Origin of the sequence: Bifidobacterium sp. 7101, from assembly GCF_000499285.1 — a bacterium.
GTDB classification, from domain to species: domain Bacteria; phylum Actinomycetota; class Actinomycetes; order Actinomycetales; family Bifidobacteriaceae; genus Bombiscardovia; species Bombiscardovia apis_A.
The window spans coordinates 193,213-220,186 of record NZ_AWUN01000002.1 but is presented as its reverse complement, the minus strand read 5'-3'; the positions used below and the strand labels follow the sequence as shown (position 1 = coordinate 220,186).

Genomic DNA, 26,974 nt, shown 5'->3' with positions numbered 1-26,974 from the left:
GTCTTGCACATTTATCACAGCTAGAATCACAGCCGCCGGATACATAAACGATGCAATATTGACTCGATAGAGCTACCTCAAGTTCCACTTCATTGCATTAAGGCCACCAGCCGCTCTAAACTCGAAATGCGGTAGTAAGAATAGATGAGAGGGAGAGAAATTACGACTTGGGTTGAATGGGCTAGTTTCGGTATATCGATAGTCAGTCTCATTGCGTCTGTTACAACGTGCGTAACATTTGCTATAACGGCATGGAAATGGGCTAAAGACAAGTCACGTATCGTTGATGCTTTCCCCGACATCGCAAATATTGGGACTTGGACTGCCAAACGAGGGACCGAGTTGCTTAAACAGGGATCGTATCTTCGTATCCAAAATATCGGAGCGACTGGCATGTGCATCCAAATGATATGGATGAAGAGCTGCGAGGTGTCGTTCAAAATGATGTCTCTCAGGAATGAGACGATTAGTAATATTCTCATGCCGGGGCAATCGATGAATATACCATGTAAGAACATAGGAGAAGACGCCACAGTAGTACTCGAATACGTTACTCACAGCGACTCGAAGACAATCAGATTCGAACGATTCAAACTTAGCGAACTCATACCCACAACATATTTGCTCCAGCTGTATTCAAAACCAACCAGAAGACAGAAGAAAAAAGAAGAATACGCCGGAGGTCAACTTTTTGATGAGGCAGTAACCGGTGATCGGCGTAGATATATTCATGACATCACTAAAGACAAAATGTCAGCGTTTGATAATGCTACAAACTGGCTTGGTGCAAACCACTATAAGTATGTAGTGGTGGGCACAGGCATGCTTTCTGAAAACAATAACGAACCACACACTCCCGTTCCTTGAACGCTTTCACTAAGTCAAGAAAACTTTAACTAGTTTTCTTTGTTGCAATAAACTCCTTTTCAATCTCCATATATTCACAAGGAAGGGTAAATTTCAACCTTAATTTCTGATTTTGTTGATATATGCGAAATTGAATCTATCTTACTAAGTGTAAACTATACGGCCGTAAAGTTTCTTTAAAATGATAGAGCAATTCTCTAAGACTGCAAGCTAAATCTGATTCGACAAAGAGACTGAGAAGACATCTTTGTACTTTCAAAGTTATCGAATGGATATGAAGTTATGCAGTAAAATTATACTCCATATCTCACCGAAAAGGATGTAATTTCCTCCTAAGGGGAGACTTTGGCGATTGATTTACAGTTTCATTGCGGTTAAGCAATGAAACTGCGACACAAAAAACAAAATATAAACGCCAGCTTTGAGTGCTATTGCGAGTACTGACGTTTGTATAGCGGGGATGGGAGGGAACGAATCAGGCTGAACTGTCCACAATTATTGGTCATTATTTGTTTCATTTAATGGGAGCTGGATATAAGGGGGAGCTACATACGGAAACTCAAAAGATGACGCTATATAATCCATTTCAAATATATAAATAAACTCTTAAAACTAGAGTAATACAAGGATTAGTTTTTGGGCTAAATAACTTACTGGTAGCGGGGTCAGGATTTGAACCTGAGACCTCTGGGTTATGAGCCCAGCGAGCTACCGAACTGCTCCACCCCGCGTCGGCTGTTCAACACAGCAGTTATCTATATTACGGATTCCAGCGCACTTGTCAAGTCCGTGTGTGGGAATGCCTGCACTGGGCCATAATAGAGTCATGCCTATCACCATCCCCACCGGGTTGCCGGCCAGATCCATCCTGGATTCGGAGCGCATCTTCGCCCTGGAAAGCCACGAGGCGGAGCGCCAGGAGATGCGTCCGCTTAGGCTGGTCATCCTCAACCTGATGCCTACCAAGGTGGAGACCGAGACCCAGCTGCTGCGGCTGATCTCCAAATCGCCGCTTCAGGTGGAAATCGACTTCATGAAGACTTCCACCCATCAGGCCGTGCATACCAGCATGGATCACCTGGTCAAGTTCTACGAGAATCTGGATTCCTTCCAGGACAACTGTTATGACGGTCTTGTCGTGACGGGCGCTCCAGTGGAGCAGATGGACTTCGAGCAAGTCGACTACTGGGATGAACTGACCCATATTCTGGACTGGGCCTCTACCCACGTCTTCTCCACTATGTATCTATGCTGGGGGGCCATGGCCGGGCTCTACTACCGCCACGGCATCGCCAAGCGCGACCTGGATCGCAAGGTCTTCGGGGTCTTTCCTCAGTATCTGCAGGACGAATACTGCTTCATCACCAATGGCTTCGATGAGATCGCCCTGCAGCCCCACTCCCGCTGGGCCGGGGTGGACGAAGACCAGGTGCGGGCCTGTCCGGATCTGCAGGTGCTCACCTGGGGTCCCCAGTCCGGTCCCGGGCTTATCAGCACCCAGGATTTCTCAGAGATTTTCGTGCTGGGTCACTGGGAGTACGACCGTGACACTCTGGCCCACGAGTACCAGCGTGACATGGCCAAGGGCCTGGACCAGGTGCCTTTCCCGGTCAACTACTATCCTCACGACGATCCAACATTGGAGCCGGTCTTCTCCTGGCGGGCCCACGCCAACCTGCTCTGGCGCAACTGGCTGAACTGGGTCTACGAGACCACTCCCTATGACCTGGACCAGGTGCCGACTCTGCGGGCTGCGGGCCGGCTAGGCACTGACCGATCCATCAGACACGCCCCTGGCAGCCCACGCGCCGACGGATACCGCCCTCTGGCAGCCGACGGGTACGGGCTTATTCCGGGCGCCGTTAAAAGTTAATGACGATTGCATTAAGTTCATCATCGGCCTGTCCACGTCGCGGTGCGGATTGGACCTGGGGCCACTATTTGTGACACACTGGATGAATCTATGATTACCGTGGCTCTTGGTGTGGGCTACACTACCCATACGGTGCAGCCATGAGTCGCATGCGCGCTATAGTGTTCACTGTGTCGTTCAGGAGGCGATAGATGCTAGAGGCAATGGGAAGTGAAGCTTTCAGTCTGGCCATGGCCAAGCCGAGTGAGCTGCCTTCCATCGAAGATTTCCTGCCTCCTGAGATTCTTTTCCAGGGAACGCCCTTTGCCATGAACCGGATCATCCTGATCAGGTTCGTGGCCATGGTCATCATTCTTCTGGTGCTGGGAATCACTGCCGCAAGGGCCAAGCTGATTCCCTCCCGCTGGCAGGGGGCCATTGAGTGGGTCATCGAGTTCATCCGTGACTCGGTCGTTTACGACACCTTGGGCGAAATTCGTGGCAAGCGCTACGTGCCCATGATCACGACCATCTTCTTGACCATCCTGGTCTTCAACCTCTGTGGCATCGTGCCAGGCATGAACATAGCGGCCACGGCCACTATCACCATGCCTCTGGTCTTCGCCATCTGGACTTTCTGCCAGTACATGGTAACGGGATTCCGGGAGCAGGGCGTCTGGGGCTACTTCAAGTCGGAGCTCTTCCCAGCGGGTGTGCCATGGCCTCTCTATATTATTCTCACGCCCATCCAGCTTCTGGAGATGGTCATCGTCAAGCCGGCCTCTCTGACCATCCGACTCTTCGCCAACATGATCGCCGGCCATCTGCTGGTGGCGGTTACCCTAGCCTTTACCCAGTTCTACATTGTTGAGGCCAGCAATAAGGTGTTGGCCCTGGCTGGCGTGGGCTGGTTCGTTCTGGGCTTCGCCCTGACGGCCTTTGAAATCTTCGTGGCGGCCCTTCAGGCCTACATCTTCGCCATCCTGACCACGGTTTACATCTCCATGAGTTACCCTGAAGAAGGTTGAGCGAAAAGAACAAGCCGTGGTCGGCGTTTTAAGCGGCCGCAGCCTACATATTCGTTGGTTCCGACCAGTAGACGGGGGTCGGGGCCGAACCACAATCCAAGAACCGGCAACGGTGGAGGAAAGGAAAATAAATGGACATCATCACACTTGCTGAGGTCTCCGGCAATCTGAGCATCCTGGGATACGGCATTGCAGCTCTCGGCCCCGCACTGGGTCTGGGCATCGCCGTCGGCAAGACCGTCGAGAGCATGGCTCGCCAGCCTGAGATCAGCGGACAGCTGCGCACAACCATGTTCATCGGCCTGGCTCTGATCGAGGTGCTGGCCCTGCTGGGCTTCGTGGCGCTCTTCATCGCCTGAGCCGTGCGATTCCTGCATGATCCGGCTTCGATAAAGGAAAGGAGGAGCCAATGTACGCTCTAGCGGCAGGCAAAGGAATCAAGCTGTTTATTCCTCCGATTTACGATATCTTCTGGTCGCTGGTCATCCTGGTCATTCTGGCCGTCTTCTTCTACAAGTTCTTCATGCCCAAGTTCCAGGCCATCTTCGATGAGCGCTCGTCCAAGATCGAGGGCAACATCCAGAAAGCCGCCAAGGCTCGTGAAGAGGCGGATCAGGCCCGTAAGCAGTATCAGGATCAGCTGGGCAAGGCTCGTGTTGAGGCTTCCCAGATCCGTGATGACGCCCGCGCCGAGGCCTCCAGGATTGTGGCGGATGCCAGGACCCGGGCTGAGACCGAGGCCAACCAGATCACCGAGAACGCCCAGCGATCCCTCAAGTCCCAGCAGCAGCAAGCGCTGGTCTCGCTCAAGGGCGAGGTGGGCACGCTGGCTACGGCTCTTGCAGGCAAAATTCTGGGCTCGCAGCTTCAGGATGATGCCGTGCAGTCCTCCATGATCGACTCGATCATTGCGGACCAGGGCGGCCAGTCCTCGGACAAGCGGCAGGCATGATGACTGATTGGCGGACGATGGGTACGTTGATTCCGCGAAAGGGGAGGTGACATGCGAGGAGAGACTTCGCTGAGCTCCGATAAGGAGACCAGGGCCAAGTATGCCCCTTTGCTCAAGAGCAAAGGGAAAGATGCCCTCCGCGTGGCCATGGAGCTCTATACCTTCGTGACCCTGCTTGATGCCAACAGGCCCCTGGAGCGTGCGCTGACCGACCCCTCCCGTCCGGCTGAGGACAAGTGGCGTGTGATTGACACCATCCTGGCTGATAAGGCCGACCCACTGACCGTGGATATCCTCCATGATCTGACCGATCATCAGTGGAGCCGTGTGGTGCACATCGCCAACGCTGCCGAGGACATGTCAGTGGATGCCACCGCCTATTACACCGATGCTCTGGGCATCACCAACCAAGTGGCCGGCGAGCTGGCTGAGATTCATTCGGCCCTGCTCGGGATGCCTCTGGTGCTCTTCCGACTCTCGGATGAGTACAGTGATCCCAAGCCCCGGGCCGACCTGCTCAAGGCGCTCCTTGACGGGCAGCATATGCATCCAGTCACCGAGCAGATGGCCTTGAACGCCACCATAGATCTGCGCGGACGACGCTTCCCCGACACCATCGTTTGGTTGGTGGATCGCTTCTCCGAGCACATGGACCAGGTTATGGTCACCGTCACCACGGCGGTCTCCATGAAGGACGAGCAGGTCAGCCGCCTGCAGGAGGTCTACGGGCGCAAGTTGGGCAAGCCGGTCCACATCAACTCGGTTGTCGATCCCTCGGTCATAGGTGGCATGAAGGTCCAGTACGGCTCGGTCTCCACCGACGGCACGGTGGCCACCCAGCTCAAGCATCTGAAGCGGCGAATGGCCGTGGCGGGATAAGCAGGGGACCAACAGACTTGAACAAGAATAGAAATAAGGAGTGATCATGGCAGAAATGACCATTGATCCCGCCGTGGTGCGCAAGGCGCTCGACCAGTTCGTCGAGTCCTACAAGCCGACGGACACCCCCACCCAGGAGGTGGGCTACGTCCGTACGGCCGGTGACGGCATTGCGCATGTGGAGGGACTGCCTGGTTGCATGGCCAACGAGCTGCTGACCTTTGAGGACGGCACGCTGGGTCTGGCATTCAACCTGGACGCCCGAGAGATCGGCGTGGTCATCCTGGGCGACTTCGCAGGTGTCGAAGAGGGCCAGGAAGTCCACAGGACCGGTGAGGTGCTTTCAGTGCCCGTCGGCGACGGCTATCTGGGTCGTACGGTCAACCCTCTGGGCGAGCCGATCGACGGCCTGGGCGAAATCAAGAGCGAGGGCCGCAGAATCCTGGAGGCCCAGGCCCCCGACGTCATGCACCGGCATCCCGTCGATGAGCCCCTGGCCACCGGCATCAAGGCCATCGACGCCATGACACCCATCGGCCGCGGTCAGCGCCAGCTGATCATCGGCGACCGGCAGACCGGCAAGACGGCCATCGCCATCGACACCATCATCAACCAGAAGCGCAACTGGGAGTCCGGAGATCCCAAGAAGCAGGTACGGTGCATCTACGTGGCCATCGGCCAGAAGGGCACCACCATCGCCTCGGTCCGTTCCTCCCTGGAAGAGGCCGGCGCCATGGAGTACACCACCATCGTGGCCTCCCCGGCTTCCGACTCTGCAGGCTTCAAATACATAGCCCCCTACACCGGTTCGGCCATCGGCCAGCACTGGATGTATGGCGGCAAGCACGTCCTGATTGTCTTTGACGACCTGAGCAAGCAGGCCGAGGCCTACCGGTCCATCTCCCTGCTGCTGCGTCGTCCGCCGGGGCGCGAGGCTTATCCTGGCGACGTCTTCTACCTGCATTCGCGTCTGCTGGAGCGCTGCGCGAAGCTCTCAGATGACCTGGGCGGCGGATCCATGACCGGTCTGCCCATCATCGAGACCAAGGCCAACGACGTCTCGGCCTACATTCCGACCAACGTGATCTCCATCACCGACGGCCAGATCTTCCTGCAGTCCGACCTGTTCAATGCCAACCAGCGTCCCGCCGTGGATGTGGGCATCTCCGTCTCCCGAGTGGGCGGCGCCGCACAGACCAAGGCTCTGAAGAAGGTCTCCTCGACCCTGAAGATCTCCCTGGCCCAGTACCGCTCTCTGCAGTCCTTCGCCATGTTCGCCTCGGATCTGGATGCGGCCTCCAAGGCCCAGCTGACCCGCGGTGCCAGGCTGACCGAGCTGCTCAAGCAGCCTCAGTTCACCCCATACTCCATGGAGAAGCAGGTTGTCTCCGTCTGGGTGGGCACCCACGGCAAGCTGGACGACTTGGACCTGGAGGACGTGCTGCCCTTTGAGTCCGGGCTCCTGGACTACCTGGACCACAACACGGACATCCTCAAGACCATCCGCGACACGGAGGACTTCACCGACGATACCGAGAAGGCCCTGGATAAGGCCGTGGACGAGTTCGCCAAGACCTTCGTGACCCACAAGGGTGAGACCCTGGATGGTCACAAGGCCGATCAGGATCAAGAGCAGCCGGTGGCCGTCCAGCAGGAGAAGCTTGTGGCCGAAGGCAAGAGCGGCAGCAAGGCCGGGAAGCGGTAGACCATGGCCTCACAACTCGCATTCAAGTCAAGGATCGCCTCCACATCGGCATTGGAGAAGATCTTCAATGCCCAGGAGATGATAGCCTCCTCGCATATCGCCAAGGCCAGGACCGTGGCCATGGAAGCGAAGCCTTACTCCGATGCGATCTTCGATGCAGTCCAGGCTCTGGTGGCCCACACGGACGACATCCGCCATCCCATTGTCAGGAAGGACGAGAAGAACCCGCGCGTGGCTGTGCTGGCGCTGACGGCCGACCGTGGCATGGCCGGGGCCTATACCTCCTCGGTCATCCGCGAGACGGAATCTCTGCTGGCCCGCCTGGACCAGCAGGGCCGACAGCCCCAGCTCTTCGTCTACGGTCGTCGCGGCGTCTCCTACTACCGCTACCGCAACCGCAGCATCGTCAAGACCTGGGAGGGCAACAGCGATCGGCCCGGTGTGGATGTGGCCAGGGAAATCTCCCAAGCGCTGCTGGAGACCTACATGACTCCAGCGGCCAAGGGCGGCGTCTCCGAGCTCTACATCGTCTTCACTGAATTCATCAACATGGTGGTGCAGAAGGTTCGGGTGCTGCGCATGCTGCCACTGGAACTGATCAGGCCTGACCAGGAGCAGCCTGAGGAGGCCATCGATGCCCCAGTGCCGGACGATGAACATGGACGCCAGGGTGACCGATATGCGGCCCTCTACGACTTCGAGCCCAGCCCGCAGGAGGTGCTGGATGCCGTTCTGCCCAAGTACATTCAGTCGCGCATCCATGAATGTCTGCTCACTTCGGCCGCCTCGGAGACCGCCAGTAGGCAGAATGCCATGCACACCGCCACTGATAACGCCAAGGGGCTGATCGACGACCTGACCCGCAGGCTCAATGCCACGCGTCAGGCGGCCATCACGCAGGAACTTACCGAGATCGTCGGCAGCGCCGATGCGCTCAACAAAGAGGAAGAGTAGGAACGCCAATGGTTGCACAGCAAGAACAGCCGACCACAGCGAGCCGCAAGCCGGATTCGGCCTCCAAGGGGCGCGTCACCCGAGTCCAGGGTTCGGTCATCGATGTGGAGTTCCCGGCAGGCCATCTGCCGGACATCTACAATGCCCTGACCGTGAATCTGAGCAAGTCCTCGGACACCGAGGGTGAGTCGCTGACCACCATCATGCTGGAGGTGGAGCAGCATCTGGGCGATTCCACGGTCCGCACCGTGGCCCTGAAGCCCACCGACGGCCTGGTTCGTGGCGCTACAGTCACCGACACCGGCGGGCCCATCATGGTGCCCGTGGGCGACGTGACCAAAGGGCACGTTTTCGATGTGGCCGGCAACATCCTCAACAAGAAGGAGGGTGAGCAGATCAAGGTCACCGAACGGTGGCCCATCCATCGCAACCCGCCTGCCTTCGATCAGCTGGAGTCCAAGACCCAGATGTTCGAGACGGGCATCAAGGTCATCGATCTGCTGACCCCTTACGTGGAGGGCGGCAAGATTGGCCTGTTCGGCGGCGCAGGCGTGGGCAAGACCGTGCTCATCCAGGAGATGATCCAGCGCGTGGCACAGAACCACGGCGGTGTCTCAGTCTTCGCGGGCGTGGGTGAGCGTACACGTGAGGGCAACGACCTGATCGGCGAGATGGACGAGGCCGGCGTTCTGGAGAAGACCGCTCTGGTCTTCGGCCAGATGGACGAGCCCCCGGGGACCCGTCTGCGTGTGCCCCTGACCGCCCTGACCATGTCGGAGTACTTCCGCGACGTGGAGAACCAGGATGTGCTGCTCTTCATCGACAACATCTTCCGGTTCACCCAGGCCGGCTCCGAGGTCTCCACCCTGCTGGGCCGCATGCCCTCGGCCGTGGGCTACCAGCCCAACCTGGCCGACGAGATGGGTGCCCTGCAGGAGAGGATCACCTCAACGCGTGGCCACTCGATCACCTCCCTGCAGGCCATCTACGTGCCGGCCGATGATTACACCGACCCGGCACCTGCGACCACCTTCGCCCACCTGGACGCCACCACCGAGCTCAGCCGTGACATTGCCTCCCAGGGCATCTACCCGGCTGTGGACCCGCTGGCCTCCACCTCCAGGATTCTGGACCCACGTTACGTGGGGCAGGCCCACTACGACTGCGCCAACCGGGTCAAGGCCATCCTGCAGAGGAACAAGGAGCTCCAGGACATCATCGCCCTGATCGGCATCGACGAGCTGGGCGAGGAGGACAAGACCACCGTCAACCGCGCCCGCAAGATCGAGCAGTTCCTGGGTCAGAACTTCTACGTAGCAGAAAAGTTCACCGGTCGCAAGGGTTCCTACGTGCCTGCGGACGAGACCATCGAGGCCTTCACCCGCATCTGTGATGGTGCCTATGACGACGTGCCCGAGCAGGCATTCTCCGGCATCGGCGGAATCGACGACCTTGAGCACAAGTGGCACGATATGCAGAAGGAATACCGGTAGTCATGACGGATACTGGCAAGACCTCCATGCAGGTCAACATCGTCTCGGCTGACAGGCCCATCTGGTCGGGTCAGGCACGGTCGGTCACCGTGCCCGGCACCCAGGGGTCCATGGGCATCATGCCCGACCACGAACCGGTGCTGGCCCTGCTGCAGGAGGGCAACATCCGGGTTCAGGCCACGGATGGCGGTCGTCAGTCCTTCCATGTGGACAGCGGATTCGCCTCCTTCGACAGCAACAAGCTGACTGTGGCCGTGGACCACTACCTGGAGGATGCTGATCAGGGACAGCAGTCCTGACTCCCATCCTCTTCCGCCCGGCTGGTGCACTTGCATCGGCCGGGCTTTTTCTTTCTCGCCCGGAACAGCGACTGATATATTGGCACCTGTGCGAATCATTGTTGCCGACTGCTCCGCCGAATACTCCGGGCGTCTCAATGCCAGCCTGCCGCCGGCCAGGCGCGTTCTGCTGATCAAGGCCGACATGAGCTGTCTGATCTTTTCGGAGCTGGGCTCCTACAAGCCCCTGAACTGGATGTGCGCCCCCTGCACCATCAGGGAGATTGAGCCCGAGGAGGCGGGCAAAGACGGCGCGGGTGTCAAGACTGATTCCGTGGCTGGAACCGGGCCGGATGAGGTAGTCGAAGCCGCCGCGCCCGCCGCGCTGATCGCCCAGGAGCAGGATCAGGACCAGGCTCGACCTGTCCGTAAGGTTCTGCGTGTTTCGGCGGTCAAATCCAGCGATGTACTCACCATCAGGCTCTACCAGGTCTATGCCGACGACAGCTACGACCTGGGGACGGATCCGGGATTGGTCAAGGACGGTGTGGAAGCGCATCTGCAGCGCTACCTGGCTGAACAGATTGACCGCATCGGCCCGGGAGCCACCCTGGTCCGTCGGGAGTATCCCACGCCCATCGGCCCGGTGGACATCATGGCCGTGGATGGCCAGGGACGGCATGTGGCCATCGAGATCAAGCGGCATGGGGGCATCGACGGGGTGGAACAGCTGACCCGCTACTGCCGCCTGCTCAACCGCGACCCTCTGCTGGCCCCTGTCCGCGGAATCTTCGCGGCCCAGACCATTACACCCCAGGCCAGGGTCCTTGCCGAGGACAGGGGATTCGAGTGCCTGATCCTGGACTACGAGGCCATGAAGGGCGCTGACAGCGATGAACTGACCCTCTTCTGAGACAGTTTTCAGTCTTATATCGTTTTGTATAGTCAACATGTCAGGCAGCTCACGTAGATTCTCATTTGGCTCAAAAGACCCAAAAAGCTACTAGATATTGGGGTTTATGGTCTGACACGCCACTACAGGTGGTATTGTGCTTGTGTCTGGGATTGTGTAGAGTGCAATCAACAGGTTCCAAGCAGAGGGCTATAGGGCTTGGAATATCACGGCTACATTTAAGGGAGAGGCGATTATGTCCATCACGGTCTACACCAAGGCGCACTGTCCCCAGTGTGATGCCACCAAGCGTCAGTTGACCAAGCAGGGGCTGGATTTCGAGCAGGTGGATTTGACTGAGGATCAGACCTTGATCGACCAGTTCATCGCCCAGGGATTCAAGCAGACCCCCATCGTAGTCACTGACCAGGAGACGTGGAGCGGGTATCGCCCCGATCTGATCAGGAAGGTAGCGCAGAGCGCCAAGGTTTTCGCCTGATCAAAGCACTCGGAGCCCGGTTCACGAATATGTGGACCGGGCTTTTTCATAGCTTGGTCAGCAGTCGGGTTAGTACAAATCGCGTTGTGCGCCTACTTGGTTAGTAGATGCTTGGTAGGTAAGTAATTGGCTGATGTTTGTTCTGCAAGTGCTTGATCAGTTGAACTTGTTCGATTGGGCACTGCCTACTTGATAAGTGTTGCAATGACAGAGAGACCATCTGTGGTTTTGGAGTGTATCCGATAGTTCGGGAGGCACGACCTGCAGGTGTCGGTTAGCTTTTGCCGACCAGTGGCTATCTCATTGCTGCTCTCTGGTTGTGGCGTGAATACGAATCGCCGTACAGGTTGCTGCGAGCGCGGATGATAACGCGGTATCCGGTATTCGTATATCGAAAAGCAGAGGAAAACAGCCCGCGTTCCCTAGGATGGTCCACTATATGCCGCAGGCGGCGGGAAGCGGGCGAGAAGCGGTGAAGAGGAGACGATGAACAGGACTCAAGCAAGTAGGGGGGTGGGGGTATGAATTGGACCTTTATGGCGCAGAATCTGCACTTCTTCGTCAACGCGGCCTATGTGACGGTCTTCATCTCCTTCTTCGGTGTGGTGTTTTCCATGCTGATCGGGTTGGTCTGCGCCGGGCTGGAGGTCTTCAGGATCCCCTTGCTCTCGCAGGTGGCCAGGGTATACATTGAGCTGTCGAGAAACACCCCGCTCCTGGTTCAGCTCTATTTCCTTTATTTCGGGTTGCCCAAGCTTGGGGTCAATTGGAGCGCACAGACCTGCGCCATCGTTGGGCTTGCCTTCCTGGGTGGCTCCTACATGGCCGAGGCCATGCGTGGCGGACTGGAGGCGGTGCCCCGGGTGCAGATCGAGTCAGCCCGCGTCCTGGGATTCACGCGAGCCCAGACCCTGTCCAGAATCGTGTTGCCCCAGGCCCTGAGCAGCGCCATACCGGGCGTGGTGGCCAACATTATCTTCCTGATCAAGGAGTCCTCGGTGGTCTCGGCCATTGCTCTGGCCGATGTCATGTATGTCACCAAGGACCTCATGGGCACCTCCTACGACACCTACGAGTCGCTGACCCTGCTCATCGTCACCTACCTGGTCATCCTGCTGCCCATCTCCGTCATCGGAACCGTTCTTGAGCGGAGGTTCGACTATGCACGGCGTTGAGGTGCTCTTCCAGCCAGGGGTCATGCCCAGGCTCTTCCAGGGGCTCTGGGTGACCGTCTGGATAGCAGGCGTCTCGGTCCTGCTCTCCCTGCCCCTGGGGTTGGTGGTCGGATGGCTGATGACCCGGCGCAACCGCCTGATCCGCTTCCTGATGAGGATCTATTTGGACTTCATCCGCATCATGCCCCAGCTGGCCCTGCTCTTCATCGCCTTCTATGGGCTGTCCAGGGCATGGAACCTGAATCTGGATGCCACCGGTGCCTGCCTGCTGGTCTTCGTGCTCTGGGGTGGGGCCGAGCTGGGCGACCTGGTCCGCGGTGCCCTGGAGTCCATTCCCCGCACCCAGGTGGAGTCGGCCTATGTTCTGGGGCTGAGCTCCTGGCAGACCTTCTCCAGGATCATCCTTCCGCAGGCCTTGCGCCGACTGCTGCCGGCCAGCGTCAACCTGGCCACCAGGATCGTCAAGACCACCTCCCTGGCCGCCCTGCTGGGCGTCATCGAGGTCATCAAGGTCGGCCAGCAGATCATCGATGCCAACCGCTTCGCCTACCCCCAGGCGACCCTGTGGATCTACGGGGTGATCTTCTTCATGTATTTCTTCATCTGCTGGCCCCTGTCCCTGGTGGCCCGGCATCTGGAAAAGAGGTGGGCCCATGACTGAGGGGCAAACGACGGCGAATCAGCCACAGGATGACCAGGAGGAAGGGGCGGTACTGACCGTCGAGCACCTGGTCAAGCAGTATCCGCAGGCGCAAAGCCCTGTGCTCAATGACATCTCCTTCCAGGTGCCCAAGGGCAAGGTCTTTGTGGTCCTGGGCCCCTCGGGCTCAGGCAAGTCCACCCTGCTGCGGACCATAGCCGGACTGGAGCCCATACAGGGCGGCCGCATCCTTCTGGACGATCAGGTGGTGGAGACCGGCCATCCCCTGGGCAAGCACAGCGGAGGTCCTGGAGGACTGATGTCGGGCAGTCGCAGCTCTGACCTGCGCACCAGGATCGGCATGGTCTTCCAGAGCTATGACCTCTTCCCCAACAGGACCGTGCTGGACAACGTGACCCTGGCGCCCGTCCTGGTTCAGAAGCGCAAGCGGGAGCAGGCGCGTCAGGAGGCTCTGGAGCTGCTGGACCGGGTTGGTCTGGCCGACCGTCGGGACGCCTGGCCCAGCCAGCTCTCGGGCGGCCAGCGGCAAAGGGTCGCCATCTGCCGGGCGCTCATCCTCCATCCCGAGATCATGCTCTTTGACGAGGTGACCGCGGCTCTGGATCCGGAGATGGTGCGCGAAGTCCTCCAGGTCATTCTGGAGCTGGCCGACCAGGGGCTGACCATGATGATCGTCACCCACGAGATGGCCTTCGCCAGGGGCATCGCCGATCACATCGTCCTGTTGGATGGAGGCGCCCTGGTTGAGCAGTCCGACGACCCGGAGGCCTTCTTCACCCACCCGGCCACTGACCGGGCGCAACGCTTCCTGTCCACCTTCACCTATGAGCGTAGGCGGGATCAGGACCAGGATCAGGAGTCCCGATGAGTACTCCGCATATTCGTCCGGCGGCATTCGCCGGAACCGTCCCCAGGGGCGGCCAAAGGAAAGAGAAAGAATAGGAAAAGAGGGATCATGACCGCAAGGGTAATGAACCGATTGATACGGGCGGCGCTGGCCACGGGGGCGACGATCGCGATGATGGCTTCCATGGCGGCCTGCGGCCCTTCGGCGGCCACCCCCAGTGACGCTGGAAGCGGCTCGGGGAGCAACTCCGGCTCCTCGGCGGCATCCGGGTCTGCACGCACCCCGGAGCAGATCACCAAGTCCGGGAAGCTCAAGGTGGCGGTCTTCACCGACAAGGCCCCCTTCGGCTACGTGGACAAGGATGGCAAGAACCAAGGCTACGACGTGGTCCTGGCCGAGCGCCTGGCCAAGGACCTGGGAGTCAAGCCCGAATACACCTCGGTGGACCCGGCCGCCCGGGTGGACGTGCTGTCCAGCAACAAGGTGGACGTGGTTCTGGCCAACTTCACTGTCACTGATGATCGCGCTCGCAAGGTGGACTTCGCCAAGCCTTATATGAAGGTCTTCCTGGGCGTGGTTTCCCCGGATTCGGCGCCGATCAAGGATGTCAAGGAGCTCAACGGCAAGACCCTGATCATCGCCAAGGGGACCACGGCCGAGCCCTACTTCGAGCAGCACTATCCGGAAGTCAAGCTGCAGAAGTACGACCAGTATGCCGATGCCTACAACGCCCTGCTGGACCACCGTGGCGACGCCATGAGCACCGACAACACCGAGGTGCTGGCCTGGGCCAAGGCCAACAAGGGCTTCTCGGTGGGTATCACCAAGCTTGGGGATGAGGCGGTCATCGCCCCGGCCGTGCGCAAGGGGAACAAGCCCCTGCTGGACTACATCAACAAGGAGCTGGTCAAGCTGGGCCAGGAGCAGTTCTTCCATGAGGACTACCGCAAGACCCTGGAACCGGTCTACGGCAGCGCAGCCAACCCCGATGAGATCGTGGTCGAGGGCGGCAAGGACTGACCCGACCATCTGGTTTATGACAGGGGCCCGAGCCCATCCGAATGCGACTGGATGGGTACGGGCCCCTGCTTGTCTGATCTGTCTGAGTTGGTGGATCGGCTGGTCAGTAGGCGGCCAGGATGTCGACCACGAAGAGCAGGGTCGAATTGGCCGGAATCTTCTGCTGTTGCTGGCTGCCATAGCCCAGGTCGGGCGGAATGACCAAAAGAACCTGAGAGCCCACCGTCTGGCCTGCCAGACCCTGCTGCCAGCCCTTGACCACCTGGTCCAGGCTGAAGTCGCTGGCCTCACCCCTGTCCCAGGAGGAGTCGAACTGCTTGCCGTCGGAGGCCAGCCAGCCGGTGTAGTTGGCGCTGACGCTCTGATGCTCGCCGACCTTGGCCCCCTCGCCCTTGATCAGGGGCTGGACGACCAATCCTCCCTTTGGCTTGTATCCGTTGAGATCCAGGGAGGGCTTGCCCTTGTCGTCCAAGCTGATCTTTGGCAGGTCGCTGGGCAGGTCGGTCACCTTCTTACCCTGGGCGCGGGTCAGGTTCTTGGACCTGGAGACGAAGGTCAGGGCCATGATATAGGAGTCGGTTCCCTGGCTGCTGCCGGAGCCTGACTCATCGATGCCCACGGCCACGGTGGAGTTGACCTTGAGGCCCTTGAAGGTGTCGTAGTAGGCCGGGATGGATTTCTTGCTGATGACGATGGAGCACTCCGGGCTGCTCTTGTCCCAGGTGGAGTTGATCACCTTGCCGGTCTTGGCATCCAGGGCCAGGCTCCTTGTGCATACGCGGTCCCCGTCGCGGATGACTGCGCCGTTGCCCTCCTGGATGACCTGATGGGTCTGGTTCTCGACCTTGAAGGGGGTCTTGAAGCTGATGTCGGGCTTGCTGCCGAGTTTGCCACTGGCCGATACGCCCTGCATGGTGTCACCCGAGTGCCCGCCCCCATCGGATTTCCCGCTGCAGGCTGACAGTCCAAGACATAGGGTCAGAGCGGTCATGGCGCCAAGCAGGCGCTTGATGCCTGATTTCCTTGCGTTGATAGTCATAGAAGACCAGTTTAGGGCTTATAGGTGATTTCCCGGTGCTGGAAACCATCTCATAGGGGGCCGACGGTAGAATGTGGATAATATGGAGCAAGTACCCGAGGAAAAAGATGAGATGACGCGGCCTGGTAAGCCCTCGCGTCACAGCATGATCATGCGCGGCATCGTCACCCCCATCTTCGGACTGCTGGCTGTAACGGCCATTGTGCTGGGTATTCTCAATGCCACGGTTTGGAAGCCTTCGGCTCATGTGGATGCGCATGCGCGCACCAAGGCGGCCTATGTGGTGACCGATCCAGGTGTGCTTCCCTTGGTGGACAGCAAAGTGACCATGCGCGTGGATGCGGCATCGACTGGGACTGCCGCGTCAGCAGATCAGAATTCGCAGAAGCCCGCCGTCTGTATGGCCCTGACCACGGCCAAGGATGCAGCTGGCTGGACGGCCGGACAAGATGTGGCCCGGGTGCGAGGCCTGGATAATTGGCAGACCCTGTCCGTCGGCAGGGACACCAGTCCTGGCAAGTCCGTCAAAAGTGATCAGGGCGTGGCCTTTCAGGATTCGGATATGTGGCAACAGGTCACCTGCTCCGACAGCAGCGTGTCAATGTCCCTGAAGACCGACGATCCGCAGGCCGTCCTGCTGGTGGCGGTTCCCCAAGGCGCTCATTCCCTGGGGCTGGAGATGCTCTGGCAGCGCGACAAACTGCCCAACTTTGCCATGCCTTTCTACTTTGCAGGCGGGCTTCTGGCCCTGCTGGCTGTTCTTTCGGCTACGGTCTTCGCCATGGATCCGGTCAAGCGCCGTAAGCAGACCGAGCCTGAACAGGAGGCTGAGGAGACTCCCGAAGTCAGCGTGGCCCAGGCTTTGGGCAACGCCATTCTGCCTGGTCTCGGGAATCGGCGTAGCCCGGCTTCCGGCCGGCGCCTGCGTCACGCCCGCGGCCAGGCGCGGCAGGGGGATCCGGGACCCCCGCCCAGGCCGCCTGTGGTGATTGATCCACGCAATCGGAACCTGGTCGCTGACCAACAGGAGGGTGACGACCGGAGAGCCGATGATATGTCGTCCACCAGGGTCATCAGCAGCCAGGAGATGGCCTCCTACCTAGCCAGGCTTGCCCACGAGGGGGAGGAGGGGCGCCAATGAGTATGAACAAATCGATGAACAAGGTGGCGGTTGCAGCTGCGCTGGCCTTGTCCTTGGCTCTTTTGCCAGGTCTGTCCGCCTGTGAGGGGCAGGTTCCCCAGGCCCGCCGGACAGAGCCTCAAAGCACTGCAACCACTGCTCCCGCGCCCAACCTGACCCCGGCCCAGGAAGCCCGTATCCGCAAGAGCATCGGGGCTGTTCTGGACCAGGCCAACGAGGCCAAAGACCCTGCCGGGCTGGACCAGCGGGTCAGCGGTCCCCAGCTGGAGATCCGCACCAGCGAACTGACCATAGCCCGGGCCACCGGGCAGCTGGATCCCAAGACGACCATTCCTACCACCATCGCCCAGACGGTCATCCCCGGCGATCCAGGCTGGCCGCGCTCGGTCTTCTCGATTACCACCACCACTCAGGATCAGCAGTCCAAGCGCCTCTTGGTCCTCGACCAGGAGTCCGCCCGTGAGAACTACAAGCTATGGGGTGTGGCCCGGCTCTTCCAAGGAGCACAGTTGCCCAAGTTCCCGGTGGCCACCATAGGCGCCAGGATGGGGCAGGGCGACGATCAGGGGCTCAAGGCTACGCCGGTGGAGGCCGTGCGCCGCTACGCCGACCTCCTGCAGAACCCCCAGGGCAGCAAGTATGCCAAGGAGTTCGCCCAGGATGACTTCCGCAACTCGCTGGGCACGCTGACTCAGGTGGTCCAGCAGGGGATCGAGGCCAACAAGGGCAGTCAGTCGCAGACCTTCACCCCGGCACAGGGGCAGCTGCGGGTCATGCACTCCTCCGATGGAGGCGACCTGGTCGTGGCCCGGATCGATTCGGTCTGGACCAGGCAGGCAGGTGAGGGACGTGAATCCTCGCCTGCTTCGGATGCGGAGACGGCCCTCTTTGGGCAGGGCAAGCCCACCAGCACCATGAAGGTCACCTATGTCAATGTGATCGCCCTCTATGTGCCTTCTGCGGACTCGCATGAGCCCATCAGGGCCGTGGGTGCCGAACGTGAGCCCATCAAGGTGGAGGCGGTCTGAGGAGCGGGATTGCGCTGGGTGAACGCCCGGGCCTTGGACTAGATTGGCTTCCAGGAGTATGCAATCGAGGGCGGGCCGAAGCTGCAGTCGGCGTCCGCGGGGTTAAGGAGGACTGACATGGCGAACAAGAACGGGCAGGGGCAGCCGGGTGTCTCGCTGGCAGGAGCGGTTGACCTGGGCGCTCTCAAGCATCAGGTCGATGCCGAGCCAGGTCAGCAGGGAGGTGCGCCCGCAGCCGGTGGCTACGTGATCGATACCACCGAGGCCAGTTTCCAGGCCATGGTCCAGACCTCGACCACCTTCCCCATTCTGATCCTGCTCTGGGTGCCCACCGACGACCGCCTCTTCCCTCTGGCCACCCGTCTGGCCCAGGCCGTCAACGCCCAGGAGGGACACATCCAGCTCTCCCGCATCGATATCGCTTCCAATCCGCAGATCGCCCAGACCTTCCAGGTGCAGGGCGCCCCGGCCCTCTTCGCCCTGCTGGCCGGCAGGCCCATGCCTATTCTGCAGGGGCTGCCCACCGATGAGGAGATGAACCAGATCACCGATCAGCTCATTCCCCAGGTGATTCAGATGGCACAGAAGGCCGGTATCACCGGCAGTGCTCCCTACCAGGAGACCGACGACCAGGGGCAAGATGAGCAGGCCAGCCAGTCAGCGGCTGATGCCATCCCGCCTGCCCATCAAGAGGCCCATCGGCTGGCCCAGGAGGGCGACTATGCAGCTGCAGCCGAGGCCTATGGCAAGCTGGTCCAGGCCGACTCGACCGACGATCTGGCCAAGCGTGAACAGGCCAAGTGCCTGCTGATGGCCCGTTCAGCAAAGGCCGATGTCCGCAAGGTCCGTCAGGCGGCCGCCGATGCCCCTGACGACCTGCAGGCCCAGTTGGATGTGGCCGATGTGGACATGATCGGCGGCCAGATTCAGGATGCCTTCGATCGCCTGCTGGACTTTCTGGCCGGGCACCGGGATCAGACCGATCCCATCCGCCGCCGTCTGCTGGAGTACTTCGTCATTCCTGAACCGACTGATCCCCGGCTGGCCAAGGCCCGTCGCCGTCTATCCACACTGATGTACTGAACCGTTCCTGGGTCAGGCCTCACGGTTCCCATCGAAGTTGGTCAGGAAGCGCGGTCCGCTGGCTTTCAGCTCCCGGTCGAAGTCGGTCGCCCAGTCGCCAAAGGGGTGGTTGGCCAGCCCGTCGTTGGAGAACCGTGGGTCGTCGGTTATTTCAGTGGCGCAGAAGTCGGGGATGGTCAGGTCGGTCACCGGCCCGGTCCGCTCCACCTCGGCCACCACCAGGGGAGCGTTGCCGTCCCCGAAGACATCCAGGTTCCACCAGTCCTCGTCTAGCCAGACCCCATACCGGTTCTTGACTATGGGAATGCCGCCGCGCAGGATCAGCTCCAGGGCGATGCCTGGGTCGATGGTCCGTTCAGCCTCGTAGCGTGTGCCGCCGACGGAGGGCCCCTTGGCTGTCATTGAGGCAGCGTCGAAGTGGTCGCCCTCCTCAAGCAGGGTATGGAGGGCATCGGTCCGGGCCGTCATGGGCACCACCGGATCCACCTGCCCCTGAAGGCGAACCCGCAGGGCGAAGTTGTCTTCATGCACGTAGTAACTCTGAACAATCAGGGTCGGCCGACTCTCTCCGAGCAGTTCCCGGGGGAGGTCCCGGCAGAAGAATCTGCGCTCGAACTCGAAATCGTCCTCGTCCTCATTCATGGCCATGCTTCCCATGGTACGGTAGGCCGGTTGCGGCCACCATTTGCTGTTCACGGCCCATTGGAGTTGTCCAGGTATGTGAAGGCCGCTTGTGATGGCCGGGTGAAGGAACTACAGTGGAGACTATCCCGAGAGAAGATCATCCGGGAATGTTGGCGGCTTCGCGCCACCGCATGAGGATGCAATGGCGCAACCGGGGCGGTGGCACGAGGCCTTGCCATCACGATACCTGCGAAACGCCCGGAATCTTGCGGCAACACGCCGAGAGTGACTGGAGTCAGACCGACACGGCAAGACGCGCTTAGATGCGTAAAGGCGCAAAGTGTCCTATTATTATTTCTGATGTCCACTGTAAGGTGGTTTCTCGGGTTCGTAGCTCAGCGGATAGAGCGTCTGTCTCCGGAACAGAAGGTCGAGGGTTCGAATCCCTTCGAGCCCACTTCGTGATTGTTATTAGGCACGTGACTTTATCAATAGTCTCTTCGCTGTCTTAAAGTAGGACAGTGTTTAGGGATATGTTCAAAACGAAAAGACTGACTAATCTGGCTTATGTCATAGTGGGTGCTCGAATTTAAATGTTTCCGTTGGCAGGATTAATCCACTTGATGGCCGAACGCGATCATTTCACATATACAGTTGGTACTTGTTCGAGCGTCGTCAAAACGCAGATTTGCTCTAGATATTCAGATCTTCTCAAGTTACGGACTTGCGCTTTCTAAAGCTGAGATCTTGCCATGAATTACTAACGAAATCACAGCGATTTATGCGAATGTGTGTATACACGAATATTGGTACCACAGTTGATGTAGTTATGTACTACAATGCGACATATTCGTAATGATGTGATACGATGTAGAGTATGACGACAAACACAGTTAATCTCAAGATGAGCGGTAAAATCACTTATGACGACTCGATTTCTGTTGACCAAGCGGCTAACATCATCCTATTGCTCAACTCTGAAGAGAACGAAGATAACGCTGAAACAAAAATGCCTGTAGCTATAGATAGCTACAGAACCTCAGCTTACAAGAATTCCGGAAGATTAGTCACCAGTGCACGAGATGCGCTTAACCGCTCGAACGCAAAGACAAACCCGGAAAAAATAGTTGCTCTTGGAAAATACATAATGCAGGATGGTGGGAACTCGTTTACGGCGCAGGAAATCAAAAGTCAGTTTCATCGCGCACGAGAGATAGCTCCTAAGAACTTCTCCCGCGACCTCAACTGTGCTATCAGAGAAGGCTGGATTGATGAAGCTACTCCTGGTAATTACTATATTACCAACAAAATTAATGGAATTTTCGACGGTAACTTCAAGTTCCCTAAGGCAGGGTCGCACGTTAGCAGAACAAGGAGCGCAAATAAAGCCACAAAAGAAAAGCCGGAAGTGTTTTCAGAGATAGACGAATTCTCACCTCAGATAGAAGGTATACCCGATTATGCGAAAATGAAAACTGAAGCAGATCGGGTGCTGTGGGCATTATATTTTGCAAAAAATAACAACATCAACGGGCTTAAAACCTCTGCAATTGCTTGGCTGACCAATGAACTAGGAAATGCTGTGGATAGCAAGAATATATCCAGAGCAGCACGTAGTCATCGAGCAGGCAACCGCATAAACCACTCGACAAACGATAAGACGTTACGTATAACAGAGAGTGGTGAAGCCTTCCTGAAGGAGATGACCGTCGAAAAAGTATGAAGGAGAATCACACAGAATAGATTGCCCCATGCCTTCAACAATATGGTCTTCGGCTTTGGAGTTTGACACTGAGCAAGCTTTAGTATTGCGTTCTACCGATTGGGCGTTCTTCAGTAGGTGTTGAAAATTCATTTTTATATCTAGTGTTGGCGACTCCTCAAAAGGTGAGAAGATTTTTACTCTATCGGCAAAGGAGTGTTTTGGCTAGGCGACCTGGATTGGCAAGTCCGACAGGTACAAAGCGACATCCGAAGGAAAAGATGGGGGTGCTTTCGAAACAACGCAACTAAATCTAGCTCAGTTTGTTTCAGTCTAGATGTGGGAATATTATATTTCTCGGTCGTTCCAGACAGGTATGGGTTTCGTCGTAAATATCCCGTTCGCTCTAAACCAACTAATCTGCAGTTTCTTGACGATTATTCACTTGGTATCAATTTTATCGGCATGTCCTGTTTCCTGGTTGCAAAGGGGGTAGGGGGCTGACAGAGATCTAATAAGTTCTGCCGTTGCTGCTGAGTGAAAAAGACTTAGTTCGTGATGCTATAAAATTCTATCTTGCCTCTGACCTGTAATCGTGGATGATTGGTCAGGAAAGCCATTACGCACATGAGGACTTTAAAAGAAAGTATTGCTCTATTTGAGAATTGAGTGGATTGGAATCTAATTCTTAATCTATTTATTGACGTCTGCGCCCTCATTATAAGTAGTTATTGACTTTAAAGATTGGCTCAATCAATAAAGATACCTATAGACCTCATGGGAGGGATTGTGTAGCGGACGGCAGGTCTGAGAAACAAAGCTCCTGTAAGAAAAGAAGCATGTCTGGGTTATCGGCGCTTTAAAGCGAGCAGCTTTTATTGTATTAGATAATTATTGAATAAAATAATATAGGCAAAGCATAAAGATAATTTTATGGACGATAATTGAAATTTTGAAGTATAGAAAGCTGGCAGCATTCCTTGATGGATTGAATGGATGCTTAACCATGCAAATTGTAGAAGCTCTTTACACACATCTTATGTGTGGTGAATCACTAAGCTTTTGAGGAACATGACCCTTGGCCCGCTTGTGTCTTCGTTCTCAGGTGCCATAGTGAAAGGGTAAGACCGAACGTCGGGGAGGACCGACGCTTCCGCGTTGTGGCGGAGCCTCCTTTCCGCGGCGAAGCAAAGGAGTTCACATGGCCAATCGAATCAATGCAGGGGATGCTGTTCTTCACGTCCTGGAGCAGTGGGGGGTGCCGCGCATCTATGGTCTGCCCGGCGGCTCCTTCGACTCCATGATGAACGCCATCCACAACGAGCGCGAGCGCATCGACTTCATCCAGGTCCGTCACGAGGAGGCCGGAGCCCTGGCTGCTGCCGGCGAGGCCAAGCTGACCGGTCGGATTGGTGTCTGCTTCGGCTCGTCTGGTCCTGGCGCGGTCCATCTGCTCAATGGCCTCTATGATGCCCGTGAGGACGGCGTGCCGGTGCTGGCCCTGGTGGGCGAGGTGCCCCAGGCCTTTATGAACATGGACTTCTTCCAGGCCATGGACGAGGTGCCTATCTTTACCGATGTGGCCGTATTCGCCCGGGCCGCCACCAACGCCCAAGGACTGCCGGCCCTGGTGGACGAGGCCATCCGCCGCGCCTATGCCAGCCACGGGGTTTCCGTGGTCATCATTCCCAAGGATCTGGCCTGGGCCGAGATCGACGACCGCCCAGTGGCATCTGCATCTAACTTCCGCAAGCCTGAGCCTCTGAAGCCTGCGGCCGACCAGGTCAGCAAGGCGGTGGAGATCATTCAGTCCGCCAAGGCTCCGCTGCTCTACTTCGGCCAGGGCGCTGCCGGTGCTCGCGATGAGCTGGTCGCCATGTCCGAGCGTTTCAAGATGCCCATGGTCTCCACCTTCCCGGCCAAGGGGATTGTGGAGGACACCTATCCTGCCTACCTGCAGTCGGCCGGCCGTGTGGCCACCAAGACCGCCACGGAGGCCATCTACACTTCCGATCTGACGGTCTGGGTTGGCTCGGACAACCCCTTCGGGTCCATGTTCGTCACTCCCAACACCAAGGTCATCCAGATCGATCTGAACCCGGTCAAGCTGGGCAAGCGCTTCCAGGCCAACGTGGTTCTGGCCATCCAGGCCGATGCCCGCGAGGCCCTCAAGGCGATAACCGCCGCTGGTCAGGATCAGGAGGAGTCCGTCTTCTACAGGGCCTGCCTGCGCAGCAAGGAGAACTGGGACCAGTGGCTGGCCTCCTTCAACGAAGACACCCGCACGCCCCTGAGGCCTGAGCCTGTCTTCCACGTCATCGATCAGCAGCTTGAGGACAATGACATTGTCATCCCCGACGTGGGCAATGTGGACATCGACTTCCTGCGTCTGCTGCATCTGAAGCCTACCAACCGCTGGACCGTCTCCGGCAAGCACGCCACCATGGGCTACGCTGTGCCGGCCGCCTTGGCTGCCAAGTTGGAGCATCCGGAATCGACCGTCTACTCCCTGAGCGGCGACGGCGGATTCGCCATGCTCGGCGAGGAGGTGCTGGCCCAGCTCAAGTACCATGCCCCGGTCATCAACGTGGTCTTCTCCAACCAGTCCTTGGGCTACATCGAGGCCGAGCAGCGCGACGACAGCCATCAGCCCCTGAGCGGGGTGGATCTGCCCGACACCGACTGGGCCAAGGTCGGCGAGGGCATGGGCGCCCTGGGCTTCACTGTGCGCACGGTGGATGATGCCCGTCACGCCTTCTCCGAGGCCCGCAAGGCCGACAGGTCTTCGGTCATTGACATCAAGCTGACAGGAGCCAGCCCTCTGGATACCCGCTACATGCGGTTCCCGGAGACCTGCTCGGATCCGGACCAGGTCGAGAAATTCGTCAAGACCTACGAGGCCGGCGATCTGCGCTCCCTGGCCTACTGGATGGGCCAGGAGGCCCGCAAGGGCTGAGACTGTTGCCACTTGCGCCGGGCGGGCACTCCTATAGTGGACGGTGTCCGCCCGGGGCTTCGGCCCGGTATGGGTGCGGCGGACCTGAAGAAAGGACGGACTCATGGAAGATGGACCGGAAGAGATCGGCACGCCATACGCGCCCCAGGCCTTGGGAGCCTACAGTCAGGCTGTGAAGGCCGGGGGCTTTGTCTTTGTCTCCGGGCAGTTGGGCATCGACCCGAACACCGGCGAGCTTGTGGAAGGCACTGCGGCTGACCAGGCCACCCAGGCTCTGAAGAACGTCAAGAACATCCTGGATGCAGCCGGCAGCGGCATGGAGAAAGTGGTCAAGGCCACCATCCTTATGCGGCGGGTGGAGGATTTCACCCAGGTGGACCAGGCCTACTCACAGGTTTTCATCGGCTCGGTGCGGCCGGCCCGTGTGGCTTTCGGCGGTGCGGACATCCCCAAGGGCGCCCTGGTCGAGATCGAGGTCGTGGCTCTGGCCTGATACAGGTCGGCTGCTGGTCCCCGCCGTCGCTAGACTTGAGGGCATGAGTCCTGAAGCACTTGCCCGTATCATCTCTTCGACCGCCGTCCGGATGGCCCAGTCAGGCCGCCTGGGAAGCCTGGAGCCCGGCATGGTTCCTGACGCCGACCATCTGGCGGTCATGCGTCCCAAGGACCGTTCCCACGGGGACTGGTCCACCAACATCGCCATGCAGCTGGCCAAGAAGGCTGGCATGAGGCCTGCAGAACTGGGGCAGGCCCTGGCCGATGCCCTGCGAGAGGCCGACGGGATCGCCCAGGTGGACGTGGCAGGGCCCGGCTTCATCAACATAACTTTGGACTCGGCCTCAGCGGCTGCTGTGGTCGATGCGGTCCTGGATGCGGGACCCGCCTTCGGAAGCAACGATCACCTGAGCGGGCGCACGCTCAATCTGGAATTCGTCTCGGCCAACCCTACGGGTCCCATCCACATCGGCGGCACACGTTGGGCGGCTGTGGGCGACTCCATGGCTCGCGTCCTGGAGGCCAACGGCGCCAAGGTGGTCAGGGAGTACTACTTCAACGATCACGGCACACAGATTGACCGCTTCTCCCGTTCGCTGGTGGCGGCGGCCCACGGCGAGCCCGTGCCCGCTGACGGCTACAAGGGCTCCTACATTGATGAGATTGCATCGCGGGTGGTCAAGGAGGCTGCCGACGAAGGGCAGGACATCCTGGCCATGCCCAGGGTGCGCGACGAGGACGGCGCCGAGGGTGACAGCCCCCAGCGCGAGGCCTTCCGCACCCGGGCCGTGCCCATGATGTTCGCCGAGATCCAGCAGTCCATGCGTGACTTCCGGGTCAACTTCGATGTCTGGTTCCATGAGAACAGCCTTTATGAGTCCGGCCAGGTGGACAGGGCCATTGATGAGTTGCGGGCCAAGGGCGACATCTTTGAGAAGGACGGGGCTACCTGGTTCCGCTCCACCACTTACGGTGACGACAAGGACCGGGTGATCATCAAGTCCGACGGCCACGCAGCCTATGTGGCGGCCGACATCGCCTACTACCTGAACAAGCGGCGCAGGGCCAAGGATCCCTGCGATGAGGCCATCTACATGCTGGGCGCCGACCACCATGGCTACATCGGCAGGATGATGGCCATCTGCGCGGCCTTCGGAGACACCCCAGGCGTGAACATGCAGATTCTGATTGGCCAGATGGTCAACGTCATCAAGGACGGCCAGGCCGTGCGCATGAGCAAGCGGGCAGGCAACGTGGTCACCATCGACGATCTGGTGGATGCCGTGGGGGTGGATGCCGCACGGTATTCCCTGGCCCGCACCGACTACAACCAGAGCGTGGACATCGACCTGGATCTGCTGGCCTCGCACACCAACGACAACCCCGTCTACTACGTGCAGTACGCACACGCCCGCTCTAAAAACGTGGATCGGAACGCAGCCCAGGCGGGCATCGACCGGTCCGGGGCCGACCTGTCCCTGCTGGACACTGCCGCTGACAACGATGTTCTGGGTGTCCTGGCCCTTTATCCGAATGTGGTTCAGACCGCCGGCGACCAGAAGGCCCCCCACCGGGTGGCCCACTACCTGGAGCAGCTGGCTGGGGTCTATCACCGTTGGTACAACCTGGAGCGCGTGGTACCCATGGAGCCTACTGGCCGGGCGGATCTGGACCAGGACGAGGACAGGAATCCACAGCCGGCCCGGGCGGCGGCGCGTCTGCGGCTCAATGACGCCGTGCAGCAGGTCATCGCCAACGGTCTGGATCTGTTGGGCGTCCAGGCCCCGGACCGTATGTAAGCCTG

Annotated in this window: 25 protein-coding genes and 2 tRNA genes; 24 read left to right on the top strand and 3 right to left on the bottom strand. The window is 58.8% G+C overall.

All coding sequences use genetic code 11. The features are described from left to right. Positions 1-144 precede the first annotated feature (144 nt). The gene (locus P272_RS09415; RefSeq protein WP_029678183.1) at positions 145-867 is read left to right on the top strand and encodes a hypothetical protein; all 723 of its coding nucleotides are present in this window, start codon (positions 145-147) and stop codon (positions 865-867) included. Positions 868-1,521: 654 nt separating this feature from the next. On the opposite strand, the gene P272_RS0103585 is transcribed toward P272_RS09415, so the two are convergent. After that, positions 1,522-1,598, bottom strand: a tRNA-Met gene (locus tag P272_RS0103585). A gap of 95 nt (positions 1,599-1,693) precedes the next feature. On the opposite strand from P272_RS0103585, the gene P272_RS0103580 reads away from it, so the two are divergent. The 15 genes from P272_RS0103580 to P272_RS0103510 all read left to right on the top strand — a co-directional run bounded on the left by P272_RS0103580 (position 1,694) and on the right by P272_RS0103510 (position 15,102). After that, positions 1,694-2,740 (top strand): homoserine O-succinyltransferase, encoded by a 1,047-nt coding sequence (locus P272_RS0103580; RefSeq protein WP_029678182.1) that lies wholly within the window; start codon positions 1,694-1,696, stop codon positions 2,738-2,740. Positions 2,741-2,931: 191 nt separating this feature from the next. Continuing rightward, a complete protein-coding gene (atpB, locus tag P272_RS0103575; protein WP_029678181.1) occupies positions 2,932-3,747 on the top strand; it encodes a F0F1 ATP synthase subunit A in 816 nt (271 codons plus the stop codon). A 131-nt stretch (positions 3,748-3,878) separates the two neighbouring features. Then, positions 3,879-4,106, top strand: a complete 228-nt coding sequence (gene atpE, locus P272_RS0103570) for an ATP synthase F0 subunit C (protein WP_015022486.1) — start codon at positions 3,879-3,881, stop codon at positions 4,104-4,106. 50 nt (positions 4,107-4,156) lie between these two features. After that, entirely contained in the window at positions 4,157-4,699 is a 543-nt protein-coding gene (locus P272_RS0103565) for a F0F1 ATP synthase subunit B (RefSeq protein ID WP_029678179.1), read from the top strand. Positions 4,700-4,750: 51 nt separating this feature from the next. Then, positions 4,751-5,578 (top strand): F0F1 ATP synthase subunit delta, encoded by an 828-nt coding sequence (locus P272_RS0103560; protein ID WP_029678178.1) that lies wholly within the window; start codon positions 4,751-4,753, stop codon positions 5,576-5,578. A 46-nt stretch (positions 5,579-5,624) separates the two neighbouring features. Beyond that, positions 5,625-7,283: a F0F1 ATP synthase subunit alpha gene (atpA, locus tag P272_RS0103555; RefSeq protein WP_029678177.1), complete on the top strand. Its 1,659-nt coding sequence runs from the start codon at positions 5,625-5,627 to the stop codon at positions 7,281-7,283. Positions 7,284-7,286: 3 nt separating this feature from the next. Further along, positions 7,287-8,237: a F0F1 ATP synthase subunit gamma gene (locus tag P272_RS0103550; protein ID WP_029678176.1), complete on the top strand. Its 951-nt coding sequence runs from the start codon at positions 7,287-7,289 to the stop codon at positions 8,235-8,237. A gap of 8 nt (positions 8,238-8,245) precedes the next feature. Further along, complete coding sequence (atpD, locus tag P272_RS0103545) at positions 8,246-9,730, top strand: F0F1 ATP synthase subunit beta (protein WP_029678175.1); 1,485 nt, start codon at positions 8,246-8,248, stop codon at positions 9,728-9,730. Between the two features lie 2 nt (positions 9,731-9,732). Next, entirely contained in the window at positions 9,733-10,029 is a 297-nt protein-coding gene (locus P272_RS0103540; protein WP_029678174.1) for a F0F1 ATP synthase subunit epsilon, read from the top strand. A gap of 88 nt (positions 10,030-10,117) precedes the next feature. Further along, a complete protein-coding gene (nucS, locus tag P272_RS0103535; protein ID WP_029678173.1) occupies positions 10,118-10,921 on the top strand; it encodes an endonuclease NucS in 804 nt (267 codons plus the stop codon). Positions 10,922-11,156: 235 nt separating this feature from the next. Further along, positions 11,157-11,399 carry a glutaredoxin-like protein NrdH gene (gene nrdH / locus P272_RS0103530; protein ID WP_029678172.1) on the top strand — a complete coding sequence of 81 codons (243 nt, stop codon included), beginning with the start codon at positions 11,157-11,159 and terminating at the stop codon, positions 11,397-11,399. A 521-nt stretch (positions 11,400-11,920) separates the two neighbouring features. Then, positions 11,921-12,574: an amino acid ABC transporter permease gene (locus P272_RS0103525; protein WP_029678171.1), complete on the top strand. Its 654-nt coding sequence runs from the start codon at positions 11,921-11,923 to the stop codon at positions 12,572-12,574. After that, the gene (locus P272_RS0103520; protein WP_024626872.1) at positions 12,561-13,235 is read left to right on the top strand and encodes an amino acid ABC transporter permease; all 675 of its coding nucleotides are present in this window, start codon (positions 12,561-12,563) and stop codon (positions 13,233-13,235) included. Before P272_RS0103525 ends, P272_RS0103520 begins: the two co-directional genes overlap by 14 nt. Beyond that, positions 13,228-14,103: an amino acid ABC transporter ATP-binding protein gene (locus P272_RS0103515; protein WP_029678170.1), complete on the top strand. Its 876-nt coding sequence runs from the start codon at positions 13,228-13,230 to the stop codon at positions 14,101-14,103. The genes P272_RS0103520 and P272_RS0103515 overlap by 8 nt, the downstream gene beginning before the upstream one ends. Before the next feature lie 87 nt (positions 14,104-14,190). Further along, a complete protein-coding gene (locus P272_RS0103510) occupies positions 14,191-15,102 on the top strand; it encodes a cysteine ABC transporter substrate-binding protein (protein WP_029678169.1) in 912 nt (303 codons plus the stop codon). A 103-nt stretch (positions 15,103-15,205) separates the two neighbouring features. Here P272_RS0103510 and P272_RS0103505 read toward each other — a convergent pair whose 3' ends face one another. Further along, positions 15,206-16,141 (bottom strand): FKBP-type peptidyl-prolyl cis-trans isomerase, encoded by a 936-nt coding sequence (locus tag P272_RS0103505; protein WP_029678168.1) that lies wholly within the window; start codon positions 16,139-16,141, stop codon positions 15,206-15,208. A gap of 112 nt (positions 16,142-16,253) precedes the next feature. On the opposite strand from P272_RS0103505, the gene P272_RS0103500 reads away from it, so the two are divergent. The 3 genes from P272_RS0103500 to P272_RS0103490 all read left to right on the top strand — a co-directional run bounded on the left by P272_RS0103500 (position 16,254) and on the right by P272_RS0103490 (position 19,393). Beyond that, positions 16,254-17,282: a hypothetical protein gene (locus tag P272_RS0103500; protein ID WP_052323172.1), complete on the top strand. Its 1,029-nt coding sequence runs from the start codon at positions 16,254-16,256 to the stop codon at positions 17,280-17,282. Between the two features lie 2 nt (positions 17,283-17,284). Beyond that, the gene (locus P272_RS0103495; RefSeq protein ID WP_029678166.1) at positions 17,285-18,310 is read left to right on the top strand and encodes a hypothetical protein; all 1,026 of its coding nucleotides are present in this window, start codon (positions 17,285-17,287) and stop codon (positions 18,308-18,310) included. A gap of 117 nt (positions 18,311-18,427) precedes the next feature. After that, positions 18,428-19,393 (top strand): tetratricopeptide repeat protein, encoded by a 966-nt coding sequence (locus P272_RS0103490; protein WP_029678165.1) that lies wholly within the window; start codon positions 18,428-18,430, stop codon positions 19,391-19,393. A 12-nt stretch (positions 19,394-19,405) separates the two neighbouring features. Here the strand turns inward: P272_RS0103490 and P272_RS0103485 are convergent, their stop codons facing one another. After that, a complete protein-coding gene (locus P272_RS0103485) occupies positions 19,406-20,035 on the bottom strand; it encodes a hypothetical protein (protein WP_029678164.1) in 630 nt (209 codons plus the stop codon). Positions 20,036-20,401: 366 nt separating this feature from the next. Between P272_RS0103485 and P272_RS0103480 the strand changes: the two genes are divergently transcribed. From P272_RS0103480 to argS, 5 genes are all read left to right on the top strand, one after another. Then, positions 20,402-20,474 (top strand) — tRNA-Arg (locus P272_RS0103480). A 420-nt stretch (positions 20,475-20,894) separates the two neighbouring features. Then, positions 20,895-21,740: a hypothetical protein gene (locus tag P272_RS0103475; RefSeq protein ID WP_029678163.1), complete on the top strand. Its 846-nt coding sequence runs from the start codon at positions 20,895-20,897 to the stop codon at positions 21,738-21,740. A 1,180-nt stretch (positions 21,741-22,920) separates the two neighbouring features. Beyond that, positions 22,921-24,675, top strand: a complete 1,755-nt coding sequence (gene spxB, locus P272_RS0103470; protein ID WP_029678162.1) for a pyruvate oxidase — start codon at positions 22,921-22,923, stop codon at positions 24,673-24,675. A 103-nt stretch (positions 24,676-24,778) separates the two neighbouring features. Beyond that, entirely contained in the window at positions 24,779-25,168 is a 390-nt protein-coding gene (locus P272_RS0103465; RefSeq protein ID WP_029678161.1) for a Rid family detoxifying hydrolase, read from the top strand. Between the two features lie 43 nt (positions 25,169-25,211). Beyond that, positions 25,212-26,969 carry an arginine--tRNA ligase gene (gene argS / locus P272_RS0103460; RefSeq protein WP_029678160.1) on the top strand — a complete coding sequence of 586 codons (1,758 nt, stop codon included), beginning with the start codon at positions 25,212-25,214 and terminating at the stop codon, positions 26,967-26,969. The last annotated feature ends 5 nt before the right edge of the window (positions 26,970-26,974 follow it).

Coding starts and splice junctions, on each gene's coding strand:
- P272_RS09415 (WP_029678183.1), top strand. CDS start 145: ATGAGAGGGAGAGAAATTACGACTTGGGTTGAATGGGCTAGTTTCGGT.
- P272_RS0103580 (WP_029678182.1), top strand. CDS start 1,694: ATGCCTATCACCATCCCCACCGGGTTGCCGGCCAGATCCATCCTGGAT.
- atpB (WP_029678181.1), top strand. CDS start 2,932: ATGCTAGAGGCAATGGGAAGTGAAGCTTTCAGTCTGGCCATGGCCAAG.
- atpE (WP_015022486.1), top strand. CDS start 3,879: ATGGACATCATCACACTTGCTGAGGTCTCCGGCAATCTGAGCATCCTG.
- P272_RS0103565 (WP_029678179.1), top strand. CDS start 4,157: ATGTACGCTCTAGCGGCAGGCAAAGGAATCAAGCTGTTTATTCCTCCG.
- P272_RS0103560 (WP_029678178.1), top strand. CDS start 4,751: ATGCGAGGAGAGACTTCGCTGAGCTCCGATAAGGAGACCAGGGCCAAG.
- atpA (WP_029678177.1), top strand. CDS start 5,625: ATGGCAGAAATGACCATTGATCCCGCCGTGGTGCGCAAGGCGCTCGAC.
- P272_RS0103550 (WP_029678176.1), top strand. CDS start 7,287: ATGGCCTCACAACTCGCATTCAAGTCAAGGATCGCCTCCACATCGGCA.
- atpD (WP_029678175.1), top strand. CDS start 8,246: ATGGTTGCACAGCAAGAACAGCCGACCACAGCGAGCCGCAAGCCGGAT.
- P272_RS0103540 (WP_029678174.1), top strand. CDS start 9,733: ATGACGGATACTGGCAAGACCTCCATGCAGGTCAACATCGTCTCGGCT.
- nrdH (WP_029678172.1), top strand. CDS start 11,157: ATGTCCATCACGGTCTACACCAAGGCGCACTGTCCCCAGTGTGATGCC.
- P272_RS0103525 (WP_029678171.1), top strand. CDS start 11,921: ATGAATTGGACCTTTATGGCGCAGAATCTGCACTTCTTCGTCAACGCG.
- P272_RS0103520 (WP_024626872.1), top strand. CDS start 12,561: ATGCACGGCGTTGAGGTGCTCTTCCAGCCAGGGGTCATGCCCAGGCTC.
- P272_RS0103515 (WP_029678170.1), top strand. CDS start 13,228: ATGACTGAGGGGCAAACGACGGCGAATCAGCCACAGGATGACCAGGAG.
- P272_RS0103510 (WP_029678169.1), top strand. CDS start 14,191: ATGACCGCAAGGGTAATGAACCGATTGATACGGGCGGCGCTGGCCACG.
- P272_RS0103505 (WP_029678168.1), bottom strand. CDS start 16,141: ATGACTATCAACGCAAGGAAATCAGGCATCAAGCGCCTGCTTGGCGCC.
- P272_RS0103500 (WP_052323172.1), top strand. CDS start 16,254: ATGACGCGGCCTGGTAAGCCCTCGCGTCACAGCATGATCATGCGCGGC.
- P272_RS0103495 (WP_029678166.1), top strand. CDS start 17,285: ATGAACAAATCGATGAACAAGGTGGCGGTTGCAGCTGCGCTGGCCTTG.
- P272_RS0103490 (WP_029678165.1), top strand. CDS start 18,428: ATGGCGAACAAGAACGGGCAGGGGCAGCCGGGTGTCTCGCTGGCAGGA.
- P272_RS0103485 (WP_029678164.1), bottom strand. CDS start 20,035: ATGAATGAGGACGAGGACGATTTCGAGTTCGAGCGCAGATTCTTCTGC.
- P272_RS0103475 (WP_029678163.1), top strand. CDS start 20,895: ATGACGACAAACACAGTTAATCTCAAGATGAGCGGTAAAATCACTTAT.
- spxB (WP_029678162.1), top strand. CDS start 22,921: ATGGCCAATCGAATCAATGCAGGGGATGCTGTTCTTCACGTCCTGGAG.
- P272_RS0103465 (WP_029678161.1), top strand. CDS start 24,779: ATGGAAGATGGACCGGAAGAGATCGGCACGCCATACGCGCCCCAGGCC.
- argS (WP_029678160.1), top strand. CDS start 25,212: ATGAGTCCTGAAGCACTTGCCCGTATCATCTCTTCGACCGCCGTCCGG.